This is a genomic window from Ralstonia pickettii, from assembly GCF_000607165.1.
GTDB lineage: Bacteria > Pseudomonadota > Gammaproteobacteria > Burkholderiales > Burkholderiaceae > Ralstonia > Ralstonia holmesii.
On the sequence record NZ_JFZG01000027.1, the window covers coordinates 1 to 16,919 of the forward strand.

Below are 16,919 nucleotides of genomic sequence, written 5' to 3' on the forward strand. Positions count from 1 at the left end.
TACTAATGTGCGGATGCATGGCTGGCAAGCTTTTTTGTGAGTTGCTCGCAAAAAAGCTTGTTCAGCACCCGTCTACTCGCGATGAGACCCACGTTACGGCGGGGTTGGAGCGGTGCTGCACGCCTCGCCCGGCCTGCGAGCGGCACGGATGGGCAGGTCATTAGTCCCGGAGCGCCCTTCTCACTTATGGAGATGTGGTTGGCATCAATGCTTGACCGGCGCCTTGCACAGCCCCTGGTTGTAGAGAATCGCCTTGCTGGTCGATGCGTAGTTGTCAGCGTCGCACGGCGGCAGGAACAGTGATGCGTCCTTTTGTGCTTTGACGGCAGTTGTCTCAGACAGCACAGTCAGACATTGGGCATTGTCACCGCGATGGTATTCAGTTACGGCAAGATCACTGCGGGCCTTGTCGCGCTCAATCCAATCCATGAAGGGGTCGCAATCGGAGAGCAGCGAACGCAGCGTGGTGCGGGCTGCATCGTAATCCTTGGCGGCATATTGCTTGTGGGCCTGGCCGATGCGGGCCTGGCGCTGGCGGTCTGTACAGGCGGCCGGGGCACGGCGGTAGTCACCGTCAAACATGGCGCGCATACCGCAGAAATCTCGGCACGCCTCGGCGGTGGCGGAGGAATTCAGCTTAAGCGCATCCTTATTACCCGACACGGCGATGCGGCACTTGCCCTCGTCTTTCTCGATGCCGACGCGGCCTTGGAACGTACCTTCAATCGCGCACGTGTGGCAGTTGCCGCCGATGGTGGCGATATTGAAGCTGCTGCCCTTGACCGTCATCGCGCCGCTCGCGCTCCCGCCCAGGATGTAGACGTATTCGCCCGGCTCGACGGCTGGGCCGGCCGCCATGGTGCACGCGCTAGCCAACAAGCCTGCAATCGTCAACGCGTGCCGCATCCACATTCCAATTGCCATGGTGTTTGCTCCAGATCCATGGAGGCGGATGCCTCCTGCAAGCGCGCCGTTCTTGCGGCGCGGCTGGGTATATCGGCACCCAACCGCCCTAACGACCGACGCCGTAACGCTGTCAGATATGAAATAGCGCCAGCACTGCGACGACACCACCGACAGCGCCCACACCGTACGAAAGCACCTGCATCCAGCGCCGGCGCGAGAGTAACGTGATGGCCGCCAGCGCGATCGACACCTGAATGGCGACCACCGCTTGCGCCCACCGGTGATGATGGTGCACGGCAAGCTCACTGGCGTCGTCGGCCTCTTTGGCAAGGCGCTCCTGGTCTTCAGCCTGACGGCGAATGTCTTCTTTCTCGGCGGCGTAGCGCTGGGCTTCGCGCTTGGCGGCGGCCTGATCGGTGCCGGGCAGTTGGGCGGTCAACTCGGCAATGGCTTGCTTCTGGCCTTTGGCTTGGTAGTACGCCCAGCGGTTGGCAGCCTCGGTCTTGTGGATGGCGGCTTCGTTCTTGGCAAGTAGCGCGGCGTTTTGCGTGGCGCCGCCTTGGTAACCGAAGACAGCGCCGGCCGTCGAAAGAATCGCCGTCATGACGGCGATACGCCCGGCAAAGCTGTCGGCGTGGCCGCTTTCCGCTGCGTGCTCGAGCGCGTGATCATGCGCGCCGTGCACGTGAAATCCTTCTGACATGGTTGCTCCCCTTCTAGTCTGTATCGTCGGTCGCCCCTCAGGCGCAGACCTCACAATGCATGGCCTCGTACGGAAAGGCAACGCCATGCGGCGCGCATCCAACGTTGCAGATCAGCTTTCTGACGCTGCCGCGCAAGGAGGGAGCGCGGCAATCGCAAATCATTTATACGCTGAGCAATTGCGTCGTTGAATACATGAAACCGGTCCGTATAATCGCGCAGCAATGCGAATCAGCGCCAAATATTCGTTGGTAATCGCATTGTTAATAAAACAAAACAATACTGCGAGTCAGATCCATGGATGCGTCCCAAAAGCCTTTGGCGCCACTGCCTGAAGAGGAACACCAACCCGCCATCGTCCGCGTGGCCGACGCGACGATCCGCGATGCCAATGCATTGCTGCATGCCAACGGCGGCCTGAAGTTCGGCCGGGGCATGATCGGCACCATCCTGGCGTTGGTGCTGAGCTTTCTGTGCTTGCTGGGCGTACTGGCGTTTCACTTTCCCCAGTATCTGACGACGCCCGAATTGCGGCGCGCGTATTCAGTGGATGTGATTCGGCAGATTCTGTTTGTCTCTCTGCTGATCTCGGGCGGGTTATCGCTGGCGAATATCGTGCTGGATAACCGCCGCCGCCTGAACGGTCTGGGGTTCCTGTTTGTGGTGATTGCCGTTGCGCTAGGCGGCTCACGCGTGCCGGTAGGCGATTTTCCGGATCACACGCCGTACATCGGCATGGATTGGTTCATTCTCGATCTGCTCGGCTCGACGGCGATTTTCGTGCTGCTTGAGAAGCTATTCCCGCTCTACAAGAAGCAGCCGGTGTTCCGGGCCGAATGGCAGACCGATATGGTGCACTTTGCAGTGAACCACTTCATCGTGGGGCTGGTGCTGCTGGTGGTGAACTTCGTGATCCACCGCGTGTTCGGATGGATGGTCCACGCGGACTTTCAGCAAATGGTGCAGCACATCTGGTTCATTCCGCAGTTGTTGCTGTGCATGCTGGTTGCCGACCTGATGGAGTACGTCACGCACCGCGCGTATCACGAAGTGCCGTTCCTCTGGCGCTTCCATGCCGTGCATCACAGCGTGAAGACCATGGACTGGCTGGCCGGCTCACGTCAGCACATTCTTGAACTGATCGTCACGCGGGTGGCAGTGCTGGGGCCGCTGTTCGTGCTGGGATTCGACAAAGCCGTGGTCGATGTCTACATCATCATCGTGGGCTTCCAGGCGGTGTTCAATCACGCCAATGTGCATTTGCCGTGGGGGCCGTTGAAGTACATCTTCGTGACGCCGGATTTCCATCATTGGCACCACTCGTCGGAAGACGAAGCGATCGACAAGAACTACGCCGCGCACTTCGCCTTCATCGATTACCTGTTCGGTACCGCCGTCAAATCGAAGAAGGCTTTCCCAGAGAAGTACGGCGTGGTAGGCGACTACATGCCCGACGGCTTCGTCAACCAGCAACGCTTTCCGTTCCGGCGTCAGCAGAACTGAGTCGAAGGTTCTTCATCATGCCGATCACCGCCGCTGCTCAGCACCTCATCGCCCGCCTCGGTCTCGAACCGCACCCGGAAGGCGGCTTCTATCGCGAAACCTATCGCAGTGAGGAACGCGTCCAGCGAGGCGTCCCGCCCGTCGAACGTGCGGCTGCTACCGCCATCTATTACCTCTTGGCGGATGATGCATATTCCGCCTGGCATCGGATCCAGTCGGACGAGTTGTGGCACTTCCATGCGGGGGACTCACTCAATGTGCATGTGTTGGAGGACGACGGTACGGTGAGCACGCATCGTCTGGGCGATGCGGCCGACGACGCGATGGCGGTGTACCAGGCGGTGGTTCCGGCAGGCCGCTGGTTTGCGGCCGAGCGCGTGCCGGGTGAACATGGCTATGCGCTGGTCGGCTGCACCGTTGCGCCGGGGTTCGAGTTCAGCGAGTTCGAACTGGCCGACGAAGGCGCGCTGCTGGCAAAGTACTCGGCACATGGCGATCTCATTCGAAGGTTGCTGCCCAAGCCTGCGGTACGTTAGTCAGCACCACACCACGCTTTCATAGCCGACTGTGCGGCGGTAGACACTTATACCCCGCCACGTGCTGTACTCCATGTACGCGCATGTCAGGACGACGATCCAGTTAGCTGCTGCGGTGGCTGTGGTGGACATATCCCCTCCCTCTCTGCCTGCCCCGATAGTTGTCTTATCGGCACGTTTTCAGTCTAGGAGAGGGGTCTCCAAAACCATTGCACGAGCAATGACGCTTCTCGGCCCTTATTTCCGGATCTCGCCTCCGTATGGGCATCGCGCGTCGCAAACGCCCGTTTGGGTGCGGCTCTAATGCATCTTGGAACGCACAGCATGACGGCGCCGGCTAGTCTTCATCGGTTCGTCGATCTACGCTTGTGAGACGCGCTGCGGCGTGACGCACGCTCCCCATCCACATCACACAGACGCCTTCGGAAGAACATCATGGCTACCATCGGATTCATCGGTCTTGGCATCATGGGCGCTCACATGGCGCGCAACCTGCTCAAAGGCGACCACACCCTGATCGTCAGCGGCAAGCATTCTGTGCCGGAAGATCTGCGGTCGCGCACCACGGTTGTCGCCAGCTCAACGGCGGTGGCGCAAGCCGCGGACATCGTCATCGCCATGGTGCCGGACACGCCGGACGTAGCCGATGTGCTGTTTGGCGAAGAGGGTGTTGCGCAGAGCTTGGCTGCAGGCAAGCTCTTCATCGACATGAGTTCGATCTCGCCGATTGAAACGCAGGCCTTTGCCAAGCGCGTCGAAGCGCTGGGCGCCGATTACCTCGATGCGCCCGTTTCAGGCGGTGAAGTCGGTGCACGCGATGCGACGCTCACGATCATGGTTGGCGGAAAAGAAGCCGCGTTCGAGCGTGCCAGACCGCTGTTCGCCTTGATGGGCAAGAACGTCACGCACGTGGGCGACTCCGGTGCTGGGCAAACATGCAAGGTGGCCAACCAGATCATCGTGGCATTGACCATCGAGGCGGTAGGCGAAGCACTGCTGTTCGCGTCCAAGGCCGGTGCCGATCCGGCACGTGTGCGCGAGGCGTTGATGGGGGGCTTTGCCTCCTCGCGCATTCTCGAAGTGCATGGCGAACGCATGATCAAGCGGACGTTTGACCCGGGCTTTCGCATCGAGCTGCACCAGAAGGATCTGAACCTGGCGTTGGAAGGCGCTCGCAAGCTCGGCATCGCCCTGCCGAACACCGCCGCTGCACAGCAGCTTTTCAACGTGTGCGCCGCTAACGGCGGCAAGGCATGGGACCACTCTGCCATGGTTCGCGCACTGGAACTGATGGCGGATCACAACATTGCCTGAACCAAAACGGGGTGCGTGCACAGGCGAGCACACCCGCCCCGTTTTACGGCCGTCGACGGCGTCGGCTTACAGCTCAAGTTGCTCCAGCACTTTCCCCTTGGTTTCGATGCCGAGGAAGTAGATGGTGATCGCGGCCAGTATGGGGACCAAGGCCAGCAGCAAGAACGCATTGCTGACGTTGCCCGAGCCGATCGTCGAACCGATCAGCATCGGTGAAAAGATGGCCGCAATCTTCAGCCACGCGCCGCCCATGCCGCAACCGATCGCACGGATGTTGGTCGGGTACAGCTCCGGCGTATAGACATATGCGGTGATGAAGCCGCACGCCATTAACCCCAGCGCCAACGAGCACAACCCCGCCACCACATAGAGCGACTGCTCGTGCAGCAGCCCAGCCAGTGCCAGCGAGACGCCGCACAGTACGAACGACACCACCATCACGGGCTTGCGGCCCACCTTGTCCACAATCATGGCGCAGACCAACGAGCCGACCACGCCCAGCACCGAAGCCAGCGCCGCCAGGTTGAGCGCCAGTTGCAGCGGCGCGTGATAGATCGTTTTGTAGACCGTCGGCAGCCATGTCGACAGACCGTACTGGATGAAACCGCACGTCGCCCACAGCATGGCCACGACCACGGTGCGCTTGATGTACACGGGACCGAACAGATCGCGCATGCCGCGCTTCGGGTGGCGGTGCGACATCTGCTCAAAGGCCGAGGTATCGCCCAGCGGAGGCAACGGTTCCTTCGATCTGGCTTCAAAGCGAGCCTGCGCGGCGTCGGCCTCGGCCAGGCGGCCGTTGGTCGCCAGCCAGCGCGGGGATTCCGGCACGGCCTTGGGCAGCGTGAAGAACAGCACCAGCGGAATGCCGCCGAGGAAGTACATCACCTCCCAGCCGAAATGCGGCACCAGCCATGCACCCAGCGCGTTGGACACCAGCAGGCCGATCGGGAACACCACCTCATAGAGCAGCACAAAGCGCCCGCGACCATGTGCGCGCGTGACTTCGTTGATGTATGTGGCCGCTACGGGCAGTTCGCCCCCCAGTCCCACGCCCTGCGCGATGCGCAGCGCCGCAAACACGGCAAAGCTGGGCGCTACGCCGCACAGGAGACTCATCGAACCGATGATGCCTGCGCTATAGCCGATCATGCGCACGCGACCGAACCGCTCGGCAAGCATGGGGAACACCAGCGCACCGATCAACTGGCCGATGCCGGGCGCACCGATCACAAAAGCAATCTGCGCCGGCGTCAGGTGCCATTGCGCAATCAGCAGCGGCAGCGTAGCCGCGATGACGATCACGTCAAAACCATCGAAGAACGTCGCGAGCCCGATCAGCAGACGCGCGCGCACGTGCATGCCGTTGCTCTTGAGCCGCTCGATGCGGGCAACGATCTTGCCCAGGCTCATCCCGCCCAACGGCCCATCGTGGTCAATTCCGTTATCAATCAAAACACCTGGCTTCATGTGAAGCTCCTTCCGGAGGAAGTTGATGCGCCACCAGGTCGCTGCCCAGCGGCGCGCGTTGGGTCAGGACGTCAGAACGAGTGATGCACGCCGGTGCTGACAACCAGCTGGTTGCGCTGCGCCGCCACACCCACGCCGTTGATGGCAGCGGACTTCGCGTCGCCGGCGGCACGCTGGTAGGTACCCTGAACGTACACCTGCGTGCGCTTGGAGAATGCATACACGTTGCCCAGGCTGAACTGGTTCCAACGGGCCCCCTCGTACTTGCTGAAGGTATAGCCCACGTTGAGCGTGTTGGCGGCGCTGTAATGCCATGCGGTGCCCAGGTCGACGTTCTGAGCGCGGGCATTGGCGCCGCCCAGCGTGATCCGCGTTTGCGTGTAGACGGCGTTGATCTGCACCGGCAGGCTGCTGAACTGATACAGCGCGCCAGTACCGAACGACTTGACCGAACTCATCGGCGTCATCACGCCCGGCACCAGCGTCGTGCCAAGCGTGTTCGTAATTCCCAGGCGACCAGCGATATCCAACGCGCGGTCATTCGATGCTGTATAGGCCGCGGCTGCACGGAAACCGCCGTTCGTGTAGTACGCGCCCAGGCTGTAGCTGCGGCTCTTCGAAGGCGAACCCGGCACCTCGCCAAAACCGTACATGCCGCCCAACTGCAGCCCGCCGAAGATGGGCGAGACGTAGCGCACAGCGTTGTCGATCTGGAACTGGTTGGCCAGGTTGTCAAAGTTGCCTGGGTGAAACAGGTAGAAGTTGGTGAGCTGGAAGCCGTTACTCAGGCGGCCGAGGTAATCGAACATGAAGTCCGCCTGGTGGCCGAGCTGGATGTTGCCCAGCCGATCGTTGGTGAGGCCCACCCACGCCGCCCGGTTGAACAGCTTACCGGCCACCACGCTGTTGCCGGTGTCACCCAGAAAACCCGACTCCAGCTGGAAGATGGCCTGCGTGCCACCGCCAAGATCTTCCGAGCCGCGCAGGCCGAAGCGGTCCGGCTGCATGGTGCCCGGGTCCATGCGCAGGGCCGATCCGCTGGCGGCGCCGCTCTTGAGGCTATTGATGTAGGCCACGCCTTCATCAATGCTGCCGTACAGCGTCACGTTACTCTGGGCCGCCGCCGTGCCAGCCAGGCTCATCGCCGCAATGGCGAACAAGGTTGTCTTCATTTGCTGTTTCCTCCACTGGACAAGGTGTCCGCCCCGCCAGTTGTTATCGCCGTCTTGGTGGACGAGCTGGTTGTGGGTCTTGCTTTGTTTCGCATGCGAAACGTCGTTTAAAAGAAAAACAGGGCGCAAAAAAAAGAGGGCGCGGCTGGTCAGGCCAACGCCTAAACCATCCTGCGCTTACAGATCAATCACCAGGCGCTTGCCCTTGCAGCCGGATACGCAAACCATCATCGTTTGGTTCGACGCACGCTCGCTCTTGGAGAGCACGCTGTCACGGTGGTCGGGCTCGCCCTCCAGCACGCGCGTTTCGCACGAGCCGCACACGCCTTCCTTGCAGCTGTGTTCCACCTCGACGCCAATCTCCAGTAGCGCATCGAGCAGCGACTTGCCTGCCGGTACGCACAGTTCGGCACCGTTGCGCGCCAGCTTGACCTGGTACTCCCCTTCTTGCACCGACTCCACACCGGGATCTGCCGCGAAGCGCTCGATATGGACGTTGGTGTAGCCGAGTGCCTCGCAAGCAGCCTCGAAAGCCCGCAGCATCGGCCCGGGGCCGCAGCAATAGAAATGCGTATCGGCCGGATGTCCGGCAAGCAGCGCTTTCAGGTCGGGCGGGCCACCTGCTTCAGCATCCAGGTGGAAGCGCACCGCATCGCCATGCGCGGCCAGCTCATCGGCAAAGGCGGCTTCGGCATGCGAGCGTGCGCAGTACAGCATCGAGAACGTCTTGCCGTGCTCGGCCAGACGACGTGCCATGCAGACGATGGGCGTTACGCCAATGCCACCCGCGACCAGCACCGTGCGCGGCGCGGTTTCGTCCAGCTCGAAGTGATTGCGCGGGCCGCCGATCTTGAGCGTCGAGCCCACGCGCAACTGCTCGTGCACATAGCGCGAGCCGCCGCGGCTGTTGCGATCGAGCAGCACGCCGACCACATAGCGGTCACGCATCTCCGGCGCGCCGCACAGCGAATAGCTGCGGACCAACCCATTGCCGAGATGCAGTTCGATATGCGCGCCTGGGGCGTACTCGGGCAAGGTCTTGCCGCCGACATCGCGCAGCTCCACGCTCACGATGCCTTGGGCTTCGTAGCGCATGGCGTGCACGCGCAGGTTGAGGGGGGAATTCATAGCACGTCTCTCTGCAACGTTTCAGCGCTTTTCCGTCAGGAACTTGCCTTCCGGGCCGACGACGTTTTTCTGCCGGCGTGTGTTGCCGTCAATGCCACCGTCGATGGCCCACTCAGCAAACACAGTCGGGCCGGGCTCGAAATCGCGCGGCTGCCAGTCGGCGTCCAGTTGGTCTTCGTCGGCGTAATACTCGATCAGGCCGCCGGCGGGGTTCTTGAAGTACCAGAAGTACGCCGACGAAATCGGATGACGGCCAGGGCCCAGTTGCGTGTCCCATCCACAGCGCGACACATGCATGCCGCCGCCGAACACTTCATGGATGTCGCGCACGGTGAAGGCGACGTGGTTCAGTCCACTCTTGGCCTGCGGCGTTTGCAGCAGGAACAGGTCATGGTGACCACCTTCCGGCTCGCAGCGCAAGAACGCACCCCGACCCGGATAGTGGTCGGACGGCACAAAGCCGAGCTTGTCGATGTAGAAGCGCTCGGTGGCAGCCACGTCTTTCACGAAGAACACCACGTGACCCACTTCAATGGGCGTGGCACGTTCATAGATCGGGCTGGGTTGATTGCGGCGTGGCTTGTCCGTCCAGGTGTTCATCTCAGCGCATTGCACGTCGATATCGCGCTTGGTGGTCAGTTGCACACGCACTGCCAAGCCGTTCGGGTCGGTGCAACCAACGCGGCCGTCGGCGTAGACGTAGCCGGGCTGGTCGGCCAACTTGTCGACCAGACGGTCGAGTACAGCTTGCGAATCGGCGCCCCAGATCACTTCGCGCAGCGTCGGGCCGGCTTCCATGGCGGGCGGCAGCGTGGCATCGTCGCTGCGCTTGACCCGCACGCGGCAGCCGTTAAGCGTTTCGAACAGCAGGCCGCTGGCGTCTTCCGATTGCAAGGTCAGCCCCCAATCCTGGAAGAACTGCTTGCAGGCGGCGAGGTCGTCGGCACCGTAGACGATTTCGTCGATGCCTCGAATCGTGTTCATCTTCATCTCCTGTGGTCCGGGCGTTTGCTTCGGCTTCAGTTGGCGTTGGCCCAGGCCAGCGGTTGTTCGTTCAGGCCCCAGTAGAGGCTCTTCTGCTCCATGTACTGCAGGATGCCGAGGCGACCCTTCTCGCGGCCCAGGCCGCTGTCGCGCCAGCCGCCAAACGGCGTCGAAATCGAGAACTGCTTGTACGTGTTGATCCACACGTTGCCGGCTTGCACCGCGCGGCCAATGCGCCACGCGCGCTTGTAGTCGCGTGTCCAGATGCCGGCAGCCAGCGCGTACACGCTGTCGTTGGCTTGTTCGATCAGTTCGTCTTCATCGTCGAACGGCATGGCAACGAGCACGGGGCCGAAGATCTCTTCCTGGCAAATGCGTGCGCTGTTGGTAAGACCTTCGATGATGGTCGGCGTGTAGAAGTAGCCCGACTCGCAGCCCGCGATTTCCGGGCGCAAGCCTCCCGTGCGCAGATGGCCGCCCTCTTGCACGCCCATCGCCACGTACGACTCGATCGTCTCGCGGTGGCGATCGGTGATCAGCGGGCCCATCTGCGTGGATTCATCGGCCGGATTGCCAACACGCAGGCGTGCTGCGGCTGCGGCCAGGCGATCCATGAACGGCTCGTACAAGGAACGCGCCACAAACAGGCGCGAACCAGCGATGCACGACTCGCCCGACGAGCTGAAGATGCCGTACAGCACGCCATTGACCGCATGGTCGAGATCAGCATCCTCAAACACCATCGTCGGCGACTTTCCGCCAAGTTCGAGCGACACCGGCATCATCTTGTCGGCTGCAATGTGCGCGATGTGGCGGCCGGTGTTCGTGCCGCCCGTGAACGACACGCGACGCACCAGCGGATGCTTCGTGATCGCATCGCCAATGACGGAGCCCTTGCCGGGCAGCACGCTGATCATGCCCTTGGGCACGCCCGCCTCTTCGCAAATAGCGGCGAGTTCCAGCGCCATCAGCGGCGTGACTTCGGCCGGTTTGACGACGACGGCATTGCCTGCGGCCAGCGCGGGCGCCATCTTCTGCGCTTCGCTGGCAATCGGCGAATTCCATGGCGTGATGGCGGCCACCACGCCCATGGGCTCATGCACGCTCATCGTCAGGCAATCGCCACGCGCGGGCGTGAGCGATTCCTCCAGCGTCTCGCATGCGGCTCCGAAGAACTGGAACGTGGCCGCAGCGCTTGCCACCAGGGCTCGCGTCTCGTTGATCGGCTTGCCGTTGTCCAGGCGCTGGCGTTGGGCTAGCGCTTCGCTGCGCGAGCGGATCAGTTCGGCCACGCGGTACAGAACGGCGGCGCGCTCGTGCGGCTTGCGCTTCGCCCAGCCGCTGGAAAGGAAGGCGCGGTAGGCACCGGCCACGGCTTCTTCCACGTCGGCGACGCTTGCGGCGTTGAGTTCGGCCACCACTTCGCCCGTGGCGGGGTAACGCGTGACATAGCGCTCACCAGTGCCAAGGCGCCATTCGCCTGCGATGCAGATGGGCAGCAAGGACGTTGCGGTTGTGTTAAGGGTAGAGACAGTCATGGCGCAATGGGCTCGCTCAAATCGAAACGGCGTGCGCCCGGTTGCCCAGCGCACGCACCACGCTGAACACCGTCAGCGCGGAAGTCTTGGGATTGGCCGCCAGCGGCTTGCCGCGCATCGTCAGCTCGAAGCCGCCAAAGGCACCGCGCGCCTCGACGTGATGGATGTTCTCGTCCACCGTCGGATCGGCAAGCAGCTTGACGTGCGTGTGCTCCAGCCCGAGGCCCGCCAACGACAATGTGGCGGCCACGTTGGCGTTTTTCGGGAACAGGCGTGCGGCTTCGCGGGCGTTGCCTTCGAAGATCACGGTCGGCTCGCTCAGCGCGTCGAGGTCAAACTGCTGCTCGGCCGGCGTGTCTTTCCAGGCGCGCGGCGGCTTGCGGCCGGTGTAGATCACGGCATCCAGCCCCCCGACACGCGCAGCGGCCAGTGCATCGATGGCGCCAATGGCGCCCGACAGCAACTGCACTTGCGCGTTGCCACGCCGGGCCGCTGCCTCGAGCCGTTCGGCTACACCAGGTTCGGACAACGCACCCACCGATACCACCAGGCAATCAATGCCCTGCTCCAACGCCGGCAACACATGTTCCTCAAGCGCGTCATGACCGGCGCATTCGACCAGCAGATCAGGATGCGCGTCGGCCGACAGATGCGTCGTGACATGCGCATTCGGCGCGAACGGTGCGATAGCCTCGCGCGCCTTGTCCATCGCGTGCTCGGGCACGATCACGGCGTCAAAGCAGACATCCGGATCGCTCTTGAGCAATTCCAGAACGCCCTGCCCGATCGCTCCGCACCCGACCATCGATACATGCAGCATGTCCGGCTCCTTGAATTGGCTCGATCGCAGGTTCACGCCACCACCGTCGTACGCTCGGCGGCGCGTTCGCCCTGGCCATCCTTGGCCTGTTGATTGACGGGCGGGCCCGCAAAGATGGTCTTGAAGCTGCCGATGGAGAGCATGTCGATCTCCATCAGGAACGGCCCTTCACCGCTGGTGGCCTCATTCAACGCGCTGCCCACGTCGGCTAGATCCGATACGCGGCGATGGCGCAACTGCAGCGACTGCGCGAGTGCCGCGTAGTCCGGCGTATGCAGATCCACGTAGTGGCGGCGGCCGCCGTACTGCGCGTCCTGGATGTTCTTGATGACGCCGTAGCCCTTGTCGTTCATCAGCACGATGACGAGGTTGGCGCGCTCCTGCACGGCGGTCGCCAGCTCACCGAGGTTCAGGATGAAGCCGCCGTCACCGGCCAGACAGAACGTGGTCTTGCCCGATCCGGTTGCGGCCGAGCCGATGGCCGCTCCAATGCCCATCGCCAAACCCTGGCCGATACCGCCACCCAGTGCATGCACGCCGGCACGCGAATCGAAAATACGCAGCTGACGATTGCCCCACGTGCTGTTCGACACCGTCACGTCGCGCACCCAGTTGAACTCGCGCCCCACCGCGGCTTGCAATGCCTCCACCAGCTTTGCGTACGGGCCGAGGCCATCAATCAGCCCGCGCACCGCCGTCTCGTGTGCGGCGCGCAAGTCGGTGGCGAATGCCGCATCGGTCTGCATCTTCTTTTCCAGTCGATCCGCCAGGCCATCCAGCGCGAGGGCCGAATCACCGCATACGAAATAGTCGCTGGCGTAACAACGGCCTTCTGCCGACGCATCTGCATCAATGCGGTACAGCGGGCGCGGTAGCTTCAGTTCGTACTTGAGCGTTTCGTTGCCGCGCAGGCGCGAGCCGACCACGACCATCGCATCGCACGTCTGATAGAACGCTTCGACCGGCTTGTGCAGGTTGAAGGCGCCCAGCGAACGCGGGTCATCTTCCGGAACAATGCCGCGGCCCTGCGTGCTGGTGACCACGCCAAAACCCAGATCCATCAGGCGCTTGACCTGCTTCGCAGCGTGGCGGGCGCCACCGCCCAGCCACAGCATCGGGCGGCGCGCGCGCGACAGGCGTTCAGCGAGTTCGTCCAGCGCGTGGGCCGACGGCACATGCTGCGGCACCTGCAGCGGGCGCAGGTCGTCCGGCATCGGGATCAGCGCGGCTTGAATATCGATGGGGATCTCCACGCTCACCGGGCCGGCCGGGGCCGTGAGCGCGGTCTGCACAGCCAGCTTCATCGTGCTGATAGCGGTGTCGGCACTGCGCACGCGGAAGGCAGCCTTGGAAACGGCCTTGAGCATTGTGAGCTGGTCCGGTGCTTCGTGGATGTACGCGAGGCTCTGGTCCAGGTACGGCGTTTCGATCTGGCCCGTGATGTGCAACAACGGCGTGCCTGCGGTCAATGCTTCAACCATGGCACCTGCCGCATTGCCGGCAGCAGTACCTGTGCTTGTCAGGCAAACGCCCAGGGTGCCCGTGGTACGGGCATAGGCATCGGCCATGTTGGTGCCGCCGGCTTCGCCGCGCGCCATGATGAAGCGGATCTTGCCGCGCTCGCCCATCGCATCCAGGATGGGCATGTTGTGGATCGAGATGACGCCAAAGGCCGCCTTGACCTCGCAGGCCTCCAAGAAGGCTGCAATCGCGTGGCCCACCGTGACCAGTTGTTGTTCCTGTTGTTGTCTATTAAGCATGACGGGAGTGTCCTCCGGAGATATCGATGTGGCTGCCCGTGGTGTACGAAGACAACGGCGAGGCAAGGAACAGAATGGCGCGGGCTGCTTCTTCCGGCAGGCCCAGGCGTCCAAGGGGAATATGTTTTTGCGCGGCTAGGCGGCGCGTCCACGCGGCCCAGTCGAGATGGCGATCCTCTTCGGGGCGAGCTTCGAAGCGGCGGCGCCATTGGCCGGACTCGACCAGCCCGATCAGGATGCCGTTGACACGCACGCCCTTCAGTGCAAATTCAGTCGCCATCGAGCGCACCAGGTTGAGCACACCTGCACGCGCGGCCGAGGTGGCCACCATGTGCGGCTCGGGCTGCTGCGCCAACAGCGAATTCACGCAGACGATCGCGCCGTGCTCCGAGCGTTCCAGTTGCGGCATGAAAGCGCGCGTGGGGTGAATCACGGAGAAGAACTTGAGATGCAGCTCCTGCGTCCACGCGGCATCGTCGGTATCGGCAAACGTCGAGACACGGCCCTGGCCGGCGTTGTTGACCAGCATGTCTACCGGGCCGAGCGCCTGCTCTACGGCATCGGCAAAGGCAGCGGTCTGCGCGGCGTCGAGCACGTCGCAGGTTGCGGCGAACAGCGTGGCGTTCGGGAAGCGGCTGCGCAGGGCTTGCTCGGCTTGTGCGAGACGTTCTGCATTGCGGCCGCACAGCGCCACGGCGGCACCAGCTTCCAGCAGCAGTTCAACGGTGGCCAGGCCGATACCGGAGGAGCCCCCGGTCACGACAGCGGTCTTGCCAGTCAAGTCGATCATCGGCATGGTCATTCCCGGAACAGGTTGACGACCTTGCCGCTGGCGGGACGGTAGTCCAGCAAGTAAGACAGCTCGCCGGCAGCGGCGCGCACCTTGTCGATCATCAGATCGAGTTGTGCCGCCTCAATGCGCGGCGACGGAATGGTCGTGCCAAGCGCTGCCACCACCTTGCCTGCGCGGTCCAGCACCGGCGCAGCAATCGTCGAGATGTTGGCTTCGAAGAAACCTTCCTGCAGCACGTAGCCGTGTTCGCGGTCACGCTGGACCATCTCAAACAGCTCTTCCACCGTGCGCGGCGTGTTGGCGGAGAACACCTCCAGTTGCGGCTCCGGATAAAGCTGGCGCAATTCCGCCAGCGACAGGTCTGCCAGCAGCACACGACCCAGCACCGTGGCATGTGCCGGCAGGCGCGTGCCAACATTCACCGAGCTGGTGAACGGCGTGGGAGCAACCGACTTCGCCACGTAGACGATCGAGCGGCCATCGCGCACGACGAGGTTGCACGGATAGTGAATGTCGTCGCGCAGGCGGTCCAGCAGCGGACGGCCCAGCTCGGTCAATTCCAGCGAGGCGAGATACTCAAAGCCCAGGCGCAACACCGCCATGCCGAGACGGAAATCGCGGCCGCCATCCACGCGCTCAATGAAGCCCATGACTTCGAGCGTCGTCAGCAGGCGGAATACCGTCGAACGCGGCACCTTCAGCCGGCGGGCCAACTCCGGCGCCGACAGGACGCGGTCTTTGTGGCTGAATTCGCACAGGAGGCGCAGGCCGCGTTCGAGGCCCGGCACGATGTACTTTTCCTGCACGTCTTCTGGAATGAGGTCGTTGCTCATACGTCTTGGCGCTTAGGCGTTTTGAGATTGGGAGAGAACGGCGTGTTCGATCCAGCCTGCGACAGCGTCAGGCGCATCGATATAGGAGGCATGCCCCGCAGACAGTACGAGCGCAAATGGCAGACCGAACGTCTTGGCCAGCGCTTCGCAGCCTTGCGGCGGCGTGATTTCGTCCACATCGCCGCACGCGATCTGTGCCGGCGTCGATGCGGGGCGTTTGCGCAGATAGGCGCTGATGTCGTCGCCGCTGAGCATCGCCACGGCCTGGCGGTAACCGCCATCGTTGAGACGCTTCATGTTCCAGCGCACCCAGGCGCGCTCTTCGTCGGAGGCATTCGGACGCAGCAGGTGCGCGTGGCGCGACTCCGCCATGCCGTCGATGCCGAGCTGGTCCAGCGTTGCAAGACGCTGCGCTTGCACGGCGCGCGACTTGTCTTCCTGCCCCGGCTGGCCGTAGCCCTGTGCTGGGTTCAACAGCAGCAGGCACTTCGGCTGCATCGCGGTTGGCGCGGCAGCCACATATGCCGATGCCATCAACGCCCCCAGCGAGTGGCCGACGATCGCATCCGGCGTCACATGCAGCGCAGCCAGCCATGCCTGCAACCGCACCGAGTAGTCGGCGGCGCACGGCGTAGCCTGTTCAAGCGGCGTGGAATGGCCGTAGCCCGGCGCGTCCCATGCCAGCACGCGCATGCTTTGCGAAAGCACCTGCGCACAAGGCAGCCATGACGCGGCGCTGGAACTGATGCCGTGCAACAGCACCACCGCCGGCCCGCGCTCGCCCCATTGCCGATAGCCGATGCGATCGCCGCGCACATTGATCGCAACGCTACGTTCGGCAAACCCGTCGCCGAGCGCAGCAAGCGCATCGGCAACACGGAACGGATGGGTAGACATGACAGCCTGCACGCTCATAGCATCAACGCTTGATCTTGGCGAGCGGGTGCTCGGGCGGGTACGTCGGCGTGATCGGCTTCTTGGCGCCCAGCATCACGCACATCAGCGCATCTTCATCACCGATGTTGATTTCTTCGCGGTACACGCCGGGCGGCACCGAGACGAGGTCGCGATCGGTCAGGATGGTCTCGTAGCGCTCGCCGTCCTTCTCCAGCACCAGCTTGAGCTTGCCGCGAATGACGAAGAACACCTCTTCCACATCGGTGTGCAGGTGCGACGGGCCTTCGTGCCCAGCCGGAATCACCATGGTCGAAAACGTGAAGTGCTCCGCCGGCACGGTGTTGGTGTCGGCCGCCACGCCGGTGCCGCCCGTGCCGAGGTAGCGCATTTGCGCACGGCGGTATTTCGGGTCGTAGTCGGCCTGGAACTTGAGGGCGTCCCAGTCGTAGCGGCGGGTCGCGAAGCGCGCCACGCGGCTGTTCATCCAGTCTTCAAACGACGCGCCTTCCGGGCGGTCCCACGTGCGTTGCACTTGCTGTTGTTCGGAGAGATCGCTCATCGAA

At 63.0% G+C, this 16,919-nt stretch carries 16 protein-coding genes; 3 read left to right on the forward strand and 13 right to left on the reverse strand.

Annotated features, from left to right (window positions below):
• Positions 1-204: 204 nt before the first annotated feature.
• A complete protein-coding gene (locus BG83_RS0124390; protein ID WP_024979207.1) occupies positions 205-906 on the reverse strand; it encodes a hypothetical protein in 702 nt (233 codons plus the stop codon).
• Between the two features lie 130 nt (positions 907-1,036).
• A complete protein-coding gene (locus tag BG83_RS0124395; protein ID WP_024979208.1) occupies positions 1,037-1,609 on the reverse strand; it encodes a DUF4337 domain-containing protein in 573 nt (190 codons plus the stop codon).
• A 296-nt stretch (positions 1,610-1,905) separates the two neighbouring features.
• On the opposite strand from BG83_RS0124395, the gene BG83_RS0124400 reads away from it, so the two are divergent.
• The 3 genes from BG83_RS0124400 (at position 1,906) to BG83_RS0124415 (ending at position 4,961) form a co-directional block, all read left to right on the forward strand.
• The gene (locus BG83_RS0124400; RefSeq protein WP_024979209.1) at positions 1,906-3,111 is read left to right on the forward strand and encodes a sterol desaturase family protein; all 1,206 of its coding nucleotides are present in this window, start codon (positions 1,906-1,908) and stop codon (positions 3,109-3,111) included.
• Positions 3,112-3,128: 17 nt separating this feature from the next.
• The gene (locus BG83_RS0124405; protein ID WP_024979210.1) at positions 3,129-3,647 is read left to right on the forward strand and encodes a cupin domain-containing protein; all 519 of its coding nucleotides are present in this window, start codon (positions 3,129-3,131) and stop codon (positions 3,645-3,647) included.
• Positions 3,648-4,082: 435 nt separating this feature from the next.
• Positions 4,083-4,961: a 2-hydroxy-3-oxopropionate reductase gene (locus BG83_RS0124415; protein WP_024979211.1), complete on the forward strand. Its 879-nt coding sequence runs from the start codon at positions 4,083-4,085 to the stop codon at positions 4,959-4,961.
• A gap of 66 nt (positions 4,962-5,027) precedes the next feature.
• Here the strand turns inward: BG83_RS0124415 and BG83_RS0124420 are convergent, their stop codons facing one another.
• From BG83_RS0124420 to BG83_RS0124470, 11 genes are all read right to left on the reverse strand, one after another.
• Positions 5,028-6,431 carry an MFS transporter gene (locus tag BG83_RS0124420; RefSeq protein WP_024979212.1) on the reverse strand — a complete coding sequence of 468 codons (1,404 nt, stop codon included), beginning with the start codon at positions 6,429-6,431 and terminating at the stop codon, positions 5,028-5,030.
• A 71-nt stretch (positions 6,432-6,502) separates the two neighbouring features.
• A complete protein-coding gene (locus tag BG83_RS0124425; RefSeq protein WP_024979213.1) occupies positions 6,503-7,603 on the reverse strand; it encodes a porin in 1,101 nt (366 codons plus the stop codon).
• Between the two features lie 177 nt (positions 7,604-7,780).
• Complete coding sequence (locus BG83_RS0124430; RefSeq protein ID WP_024979214.1) at positions 7,781-8,731, reverse strand: PDR/VanB family oxidoreductase; 951 nt, start codon at positions 8,729-8,731, stop codon at positions 7,781-7,783.
• A 21-nt stretch (positions 8,732-8,752) separates the two neighbouring features.
• Positions 8,753-9,715 (reverse strand): VOC family protein, encoded by a 963-nt coding sequence (locus BG83_RS0124435; protein WP_024979215.1) that lies wholly within the window; start codon positions 9,713-9,715, stop codon positions 8,753-8,755.
• A gap of 35 nt (positions 9,716-9,750) precedes the next feature.
• Positions 9,751-11,253 (reverse strand): aldehyde dehydrogenase, encoded by a 1,503-nt coding sequence (locus BG83_RS0124440; protein WP_024979216.1) that lies wholly within the window; start codon positions 11,251-11,253, stop codon positions 9,751-9,753.
• Between the two features lie 16 nt (positions 11,254-11,269).
• A complete protein-coding gene (locus BG83_RS0124445; protein WP_024979217.1) occupies positions 11,270-12,073 on the reverse strand; it encodes an aspartate dehydrogenase in 804 nt (267 codons plus the stop codon).
• A gap of 32 nt (positions 12,074-12,105) precedes the next feature.
• Positions 12,106-13,833: a thiamine pyrophosphate-binding protein gene (locus BG83_RS0124450; protein WP_024979218.1), complete on the reverse strand. Its 1,728-nt coding sequence runs from the start codon at positions 13,831-13,833 to the stop codon at positions 12,106-12,108.
• Positions 13,826-14,629 carry an SDR family oxidoreductase gene (locus BG83_RS0124455; protein ID WP_024979219.1) on the reverse strand — a complete coding sequence of 268 codons (804 nt, stop codon included), beginning with the start codon at positions 14,627-14,629 and terminating at the stop codon, positions 13,826-13,828. The genes BG83_RS0124450 and BG83_RS0124455 overlap by 8 nt, the downstream gene beginning before the upstream one ends.
• Before the next feature lie 2 nt (positions 14,630-14,631).
• Positions 14,632-15,459, reverse strand: a complete 828-nt coding sequence (locus BG83_RS0124460) for an IclR family transcriptional regulator (protein WP_024979220.1) — start codon at positions 15,457-15,459, stop codon at positions 14,632-14,634.
• A gap of 12 nt (positions 15,460-15,471) precedes the next feature.
• Complete coding sequence (locus BG83_RS0124465; protein WP_024979221.1) at positions 15,472-16,374, reverse strand: alpha/beta fold hydrolase; 903 nt, start codon at positions 16,372-16,374, stop codon at positions 15,472-15,474.
• Positions 16,375-16,378: 4 nt separating this feature from the next.
• Positions 16,379-16,915 carry a cupin domain-containing protein gene (locus tag BG83_RS0124470; RefSeq protein ID WP_024979222.1) on the reverse strand — a complete coding sequence of 179 codons (537 nt, stop codon included), beginning with the start codon at positions 16,913-16,915 and terminating at the stop codon, positions 16,379-16,381.
• Between the last annotated feature and the right edge of the window lie 4 nt (positions 16,916-16,919).

What these genes read in the sequence shown, in the direction of transcription:
- BG83_RS0124440 (WP_024979216.1), bottom strand. Translation starts at nt 11,253, where the DNA reads ATGACTGTCTCTACCCTTAACACAACCGCAACGTCCTTGCTGCCCATC.
- BG83_RS0124435 (WP_024979215.1), bottom strand. Translation starts at nt 9,715, where the DNA reads ATGAACACGATTCGAGGCATCGACGAAATCGTCTACGGTGCCGACGAC.
- BG83_RS0124400 (WP_024979209.1), top strand. Translation starts at nt 1,906, where the DNA reads ATGGATGCGTCCCAAAAGCCTTTGGCGCCACTGCCTGAAGAGGAACAC.
- BG83_RS0124460 (WP_024979220.1), bottom strand. Translation starts at nt 15,459, where the DNA reads ATGAGCAACGACCTCATTCCAGAAGACGTGCAGGAAAAGTACATCGTG.
- BG83_RS0124420 (WP_024979212.1), bottom strand. Translation starts at nt 6,431, where the DNA reads ATGAAGCCAGGTGTTTTGATTGATAACGGAATTGACCACGATGGGCCG.
- BG83_RS0124450 (WP_024979218.1), bottom strand. Translation starts at nt 13,833, where the DNA reads ATGCTTAATAGACAACAACAGGAACAACAACTGGTCACGGTGGGCCAC.
- BG83_RS0124395 (WP_024979208.1), bottom strand. Translation starts at nt 1,609, where the DNA reads ATGTCAGAAGGATTTCACGTGCACGGCGCGCATGATCACGCGCTCGAG.
- BG83_RS0124470 (WP_024979222.1), bottom strand. Translation starts at nt 16,915, where the DNA reads ATGAGCGATCTCTCCGAACAACAGCAAGTGCAACGCACGTGGGACCGC.
- BG83_RS0124430 (WP_024979214.1), bottom strand. Translation starts at nt 8,731, where the DNA reads ATGAATTCCCCCCTCAACCTGCGCGTGCACGCCATGCGCTACGAAGCC.
- BG83_RS0124445 (WP_024979217.1), bottom strand. Translation starts at nt 12,073, where the DNA reads ATGCTGCATGTATCGATGGTCGGGTGCGGAGCGATCGGGCAGGGCGTT.
- BG83_RS0124405 (WP_024979210.1), top strand. Translation starts at nt 3,129, where the DNA reads ATGCCGATCACCGCCGCTGCTCAGCACCTCATCGCCCGCCTCGGTCTC.
- BG83_RS0124465 (WP_024979221.1), bottom strand. Translation starts at nt 16,374, where the DNA reads ATGAGCGTGCAGGCTGTCATGTCTACCCATCCGTTCCGTGTTGCCGAT.
- BG83_RS0124415 (WP_024979211.1), top strand. Translation starts at nt 4,083, where the DNA reads ATGGCTACCATCGGATTCATCGGTCTTGGCATCATGGGCGCTCACATG.
- BG83_RS0124425 (WP_024979213.1), bottom strand. Translation starts at nt 7,603, where the DNA reads ATGAAGACAACCTTGTTCGCCATTGCGGCGATGAGCCTGGCTGGCACG.
- BG83_RS0124455 (WP_024979219.1), bottom strand. Translation starts at nt 14,629, where the DNA reads ATGCCGATGATCGACTTGACTGGCAAGACCGCTGTCGTGACCGGGGGC.
- BG83_RS0124390 (WP_024979207.1), bottom strand. Translation starts at nt 906, where the DNA reads ATGCGGCACGCGTTGACGATTGCAGGCTTGTTGGCTAGCGCGTGCACC.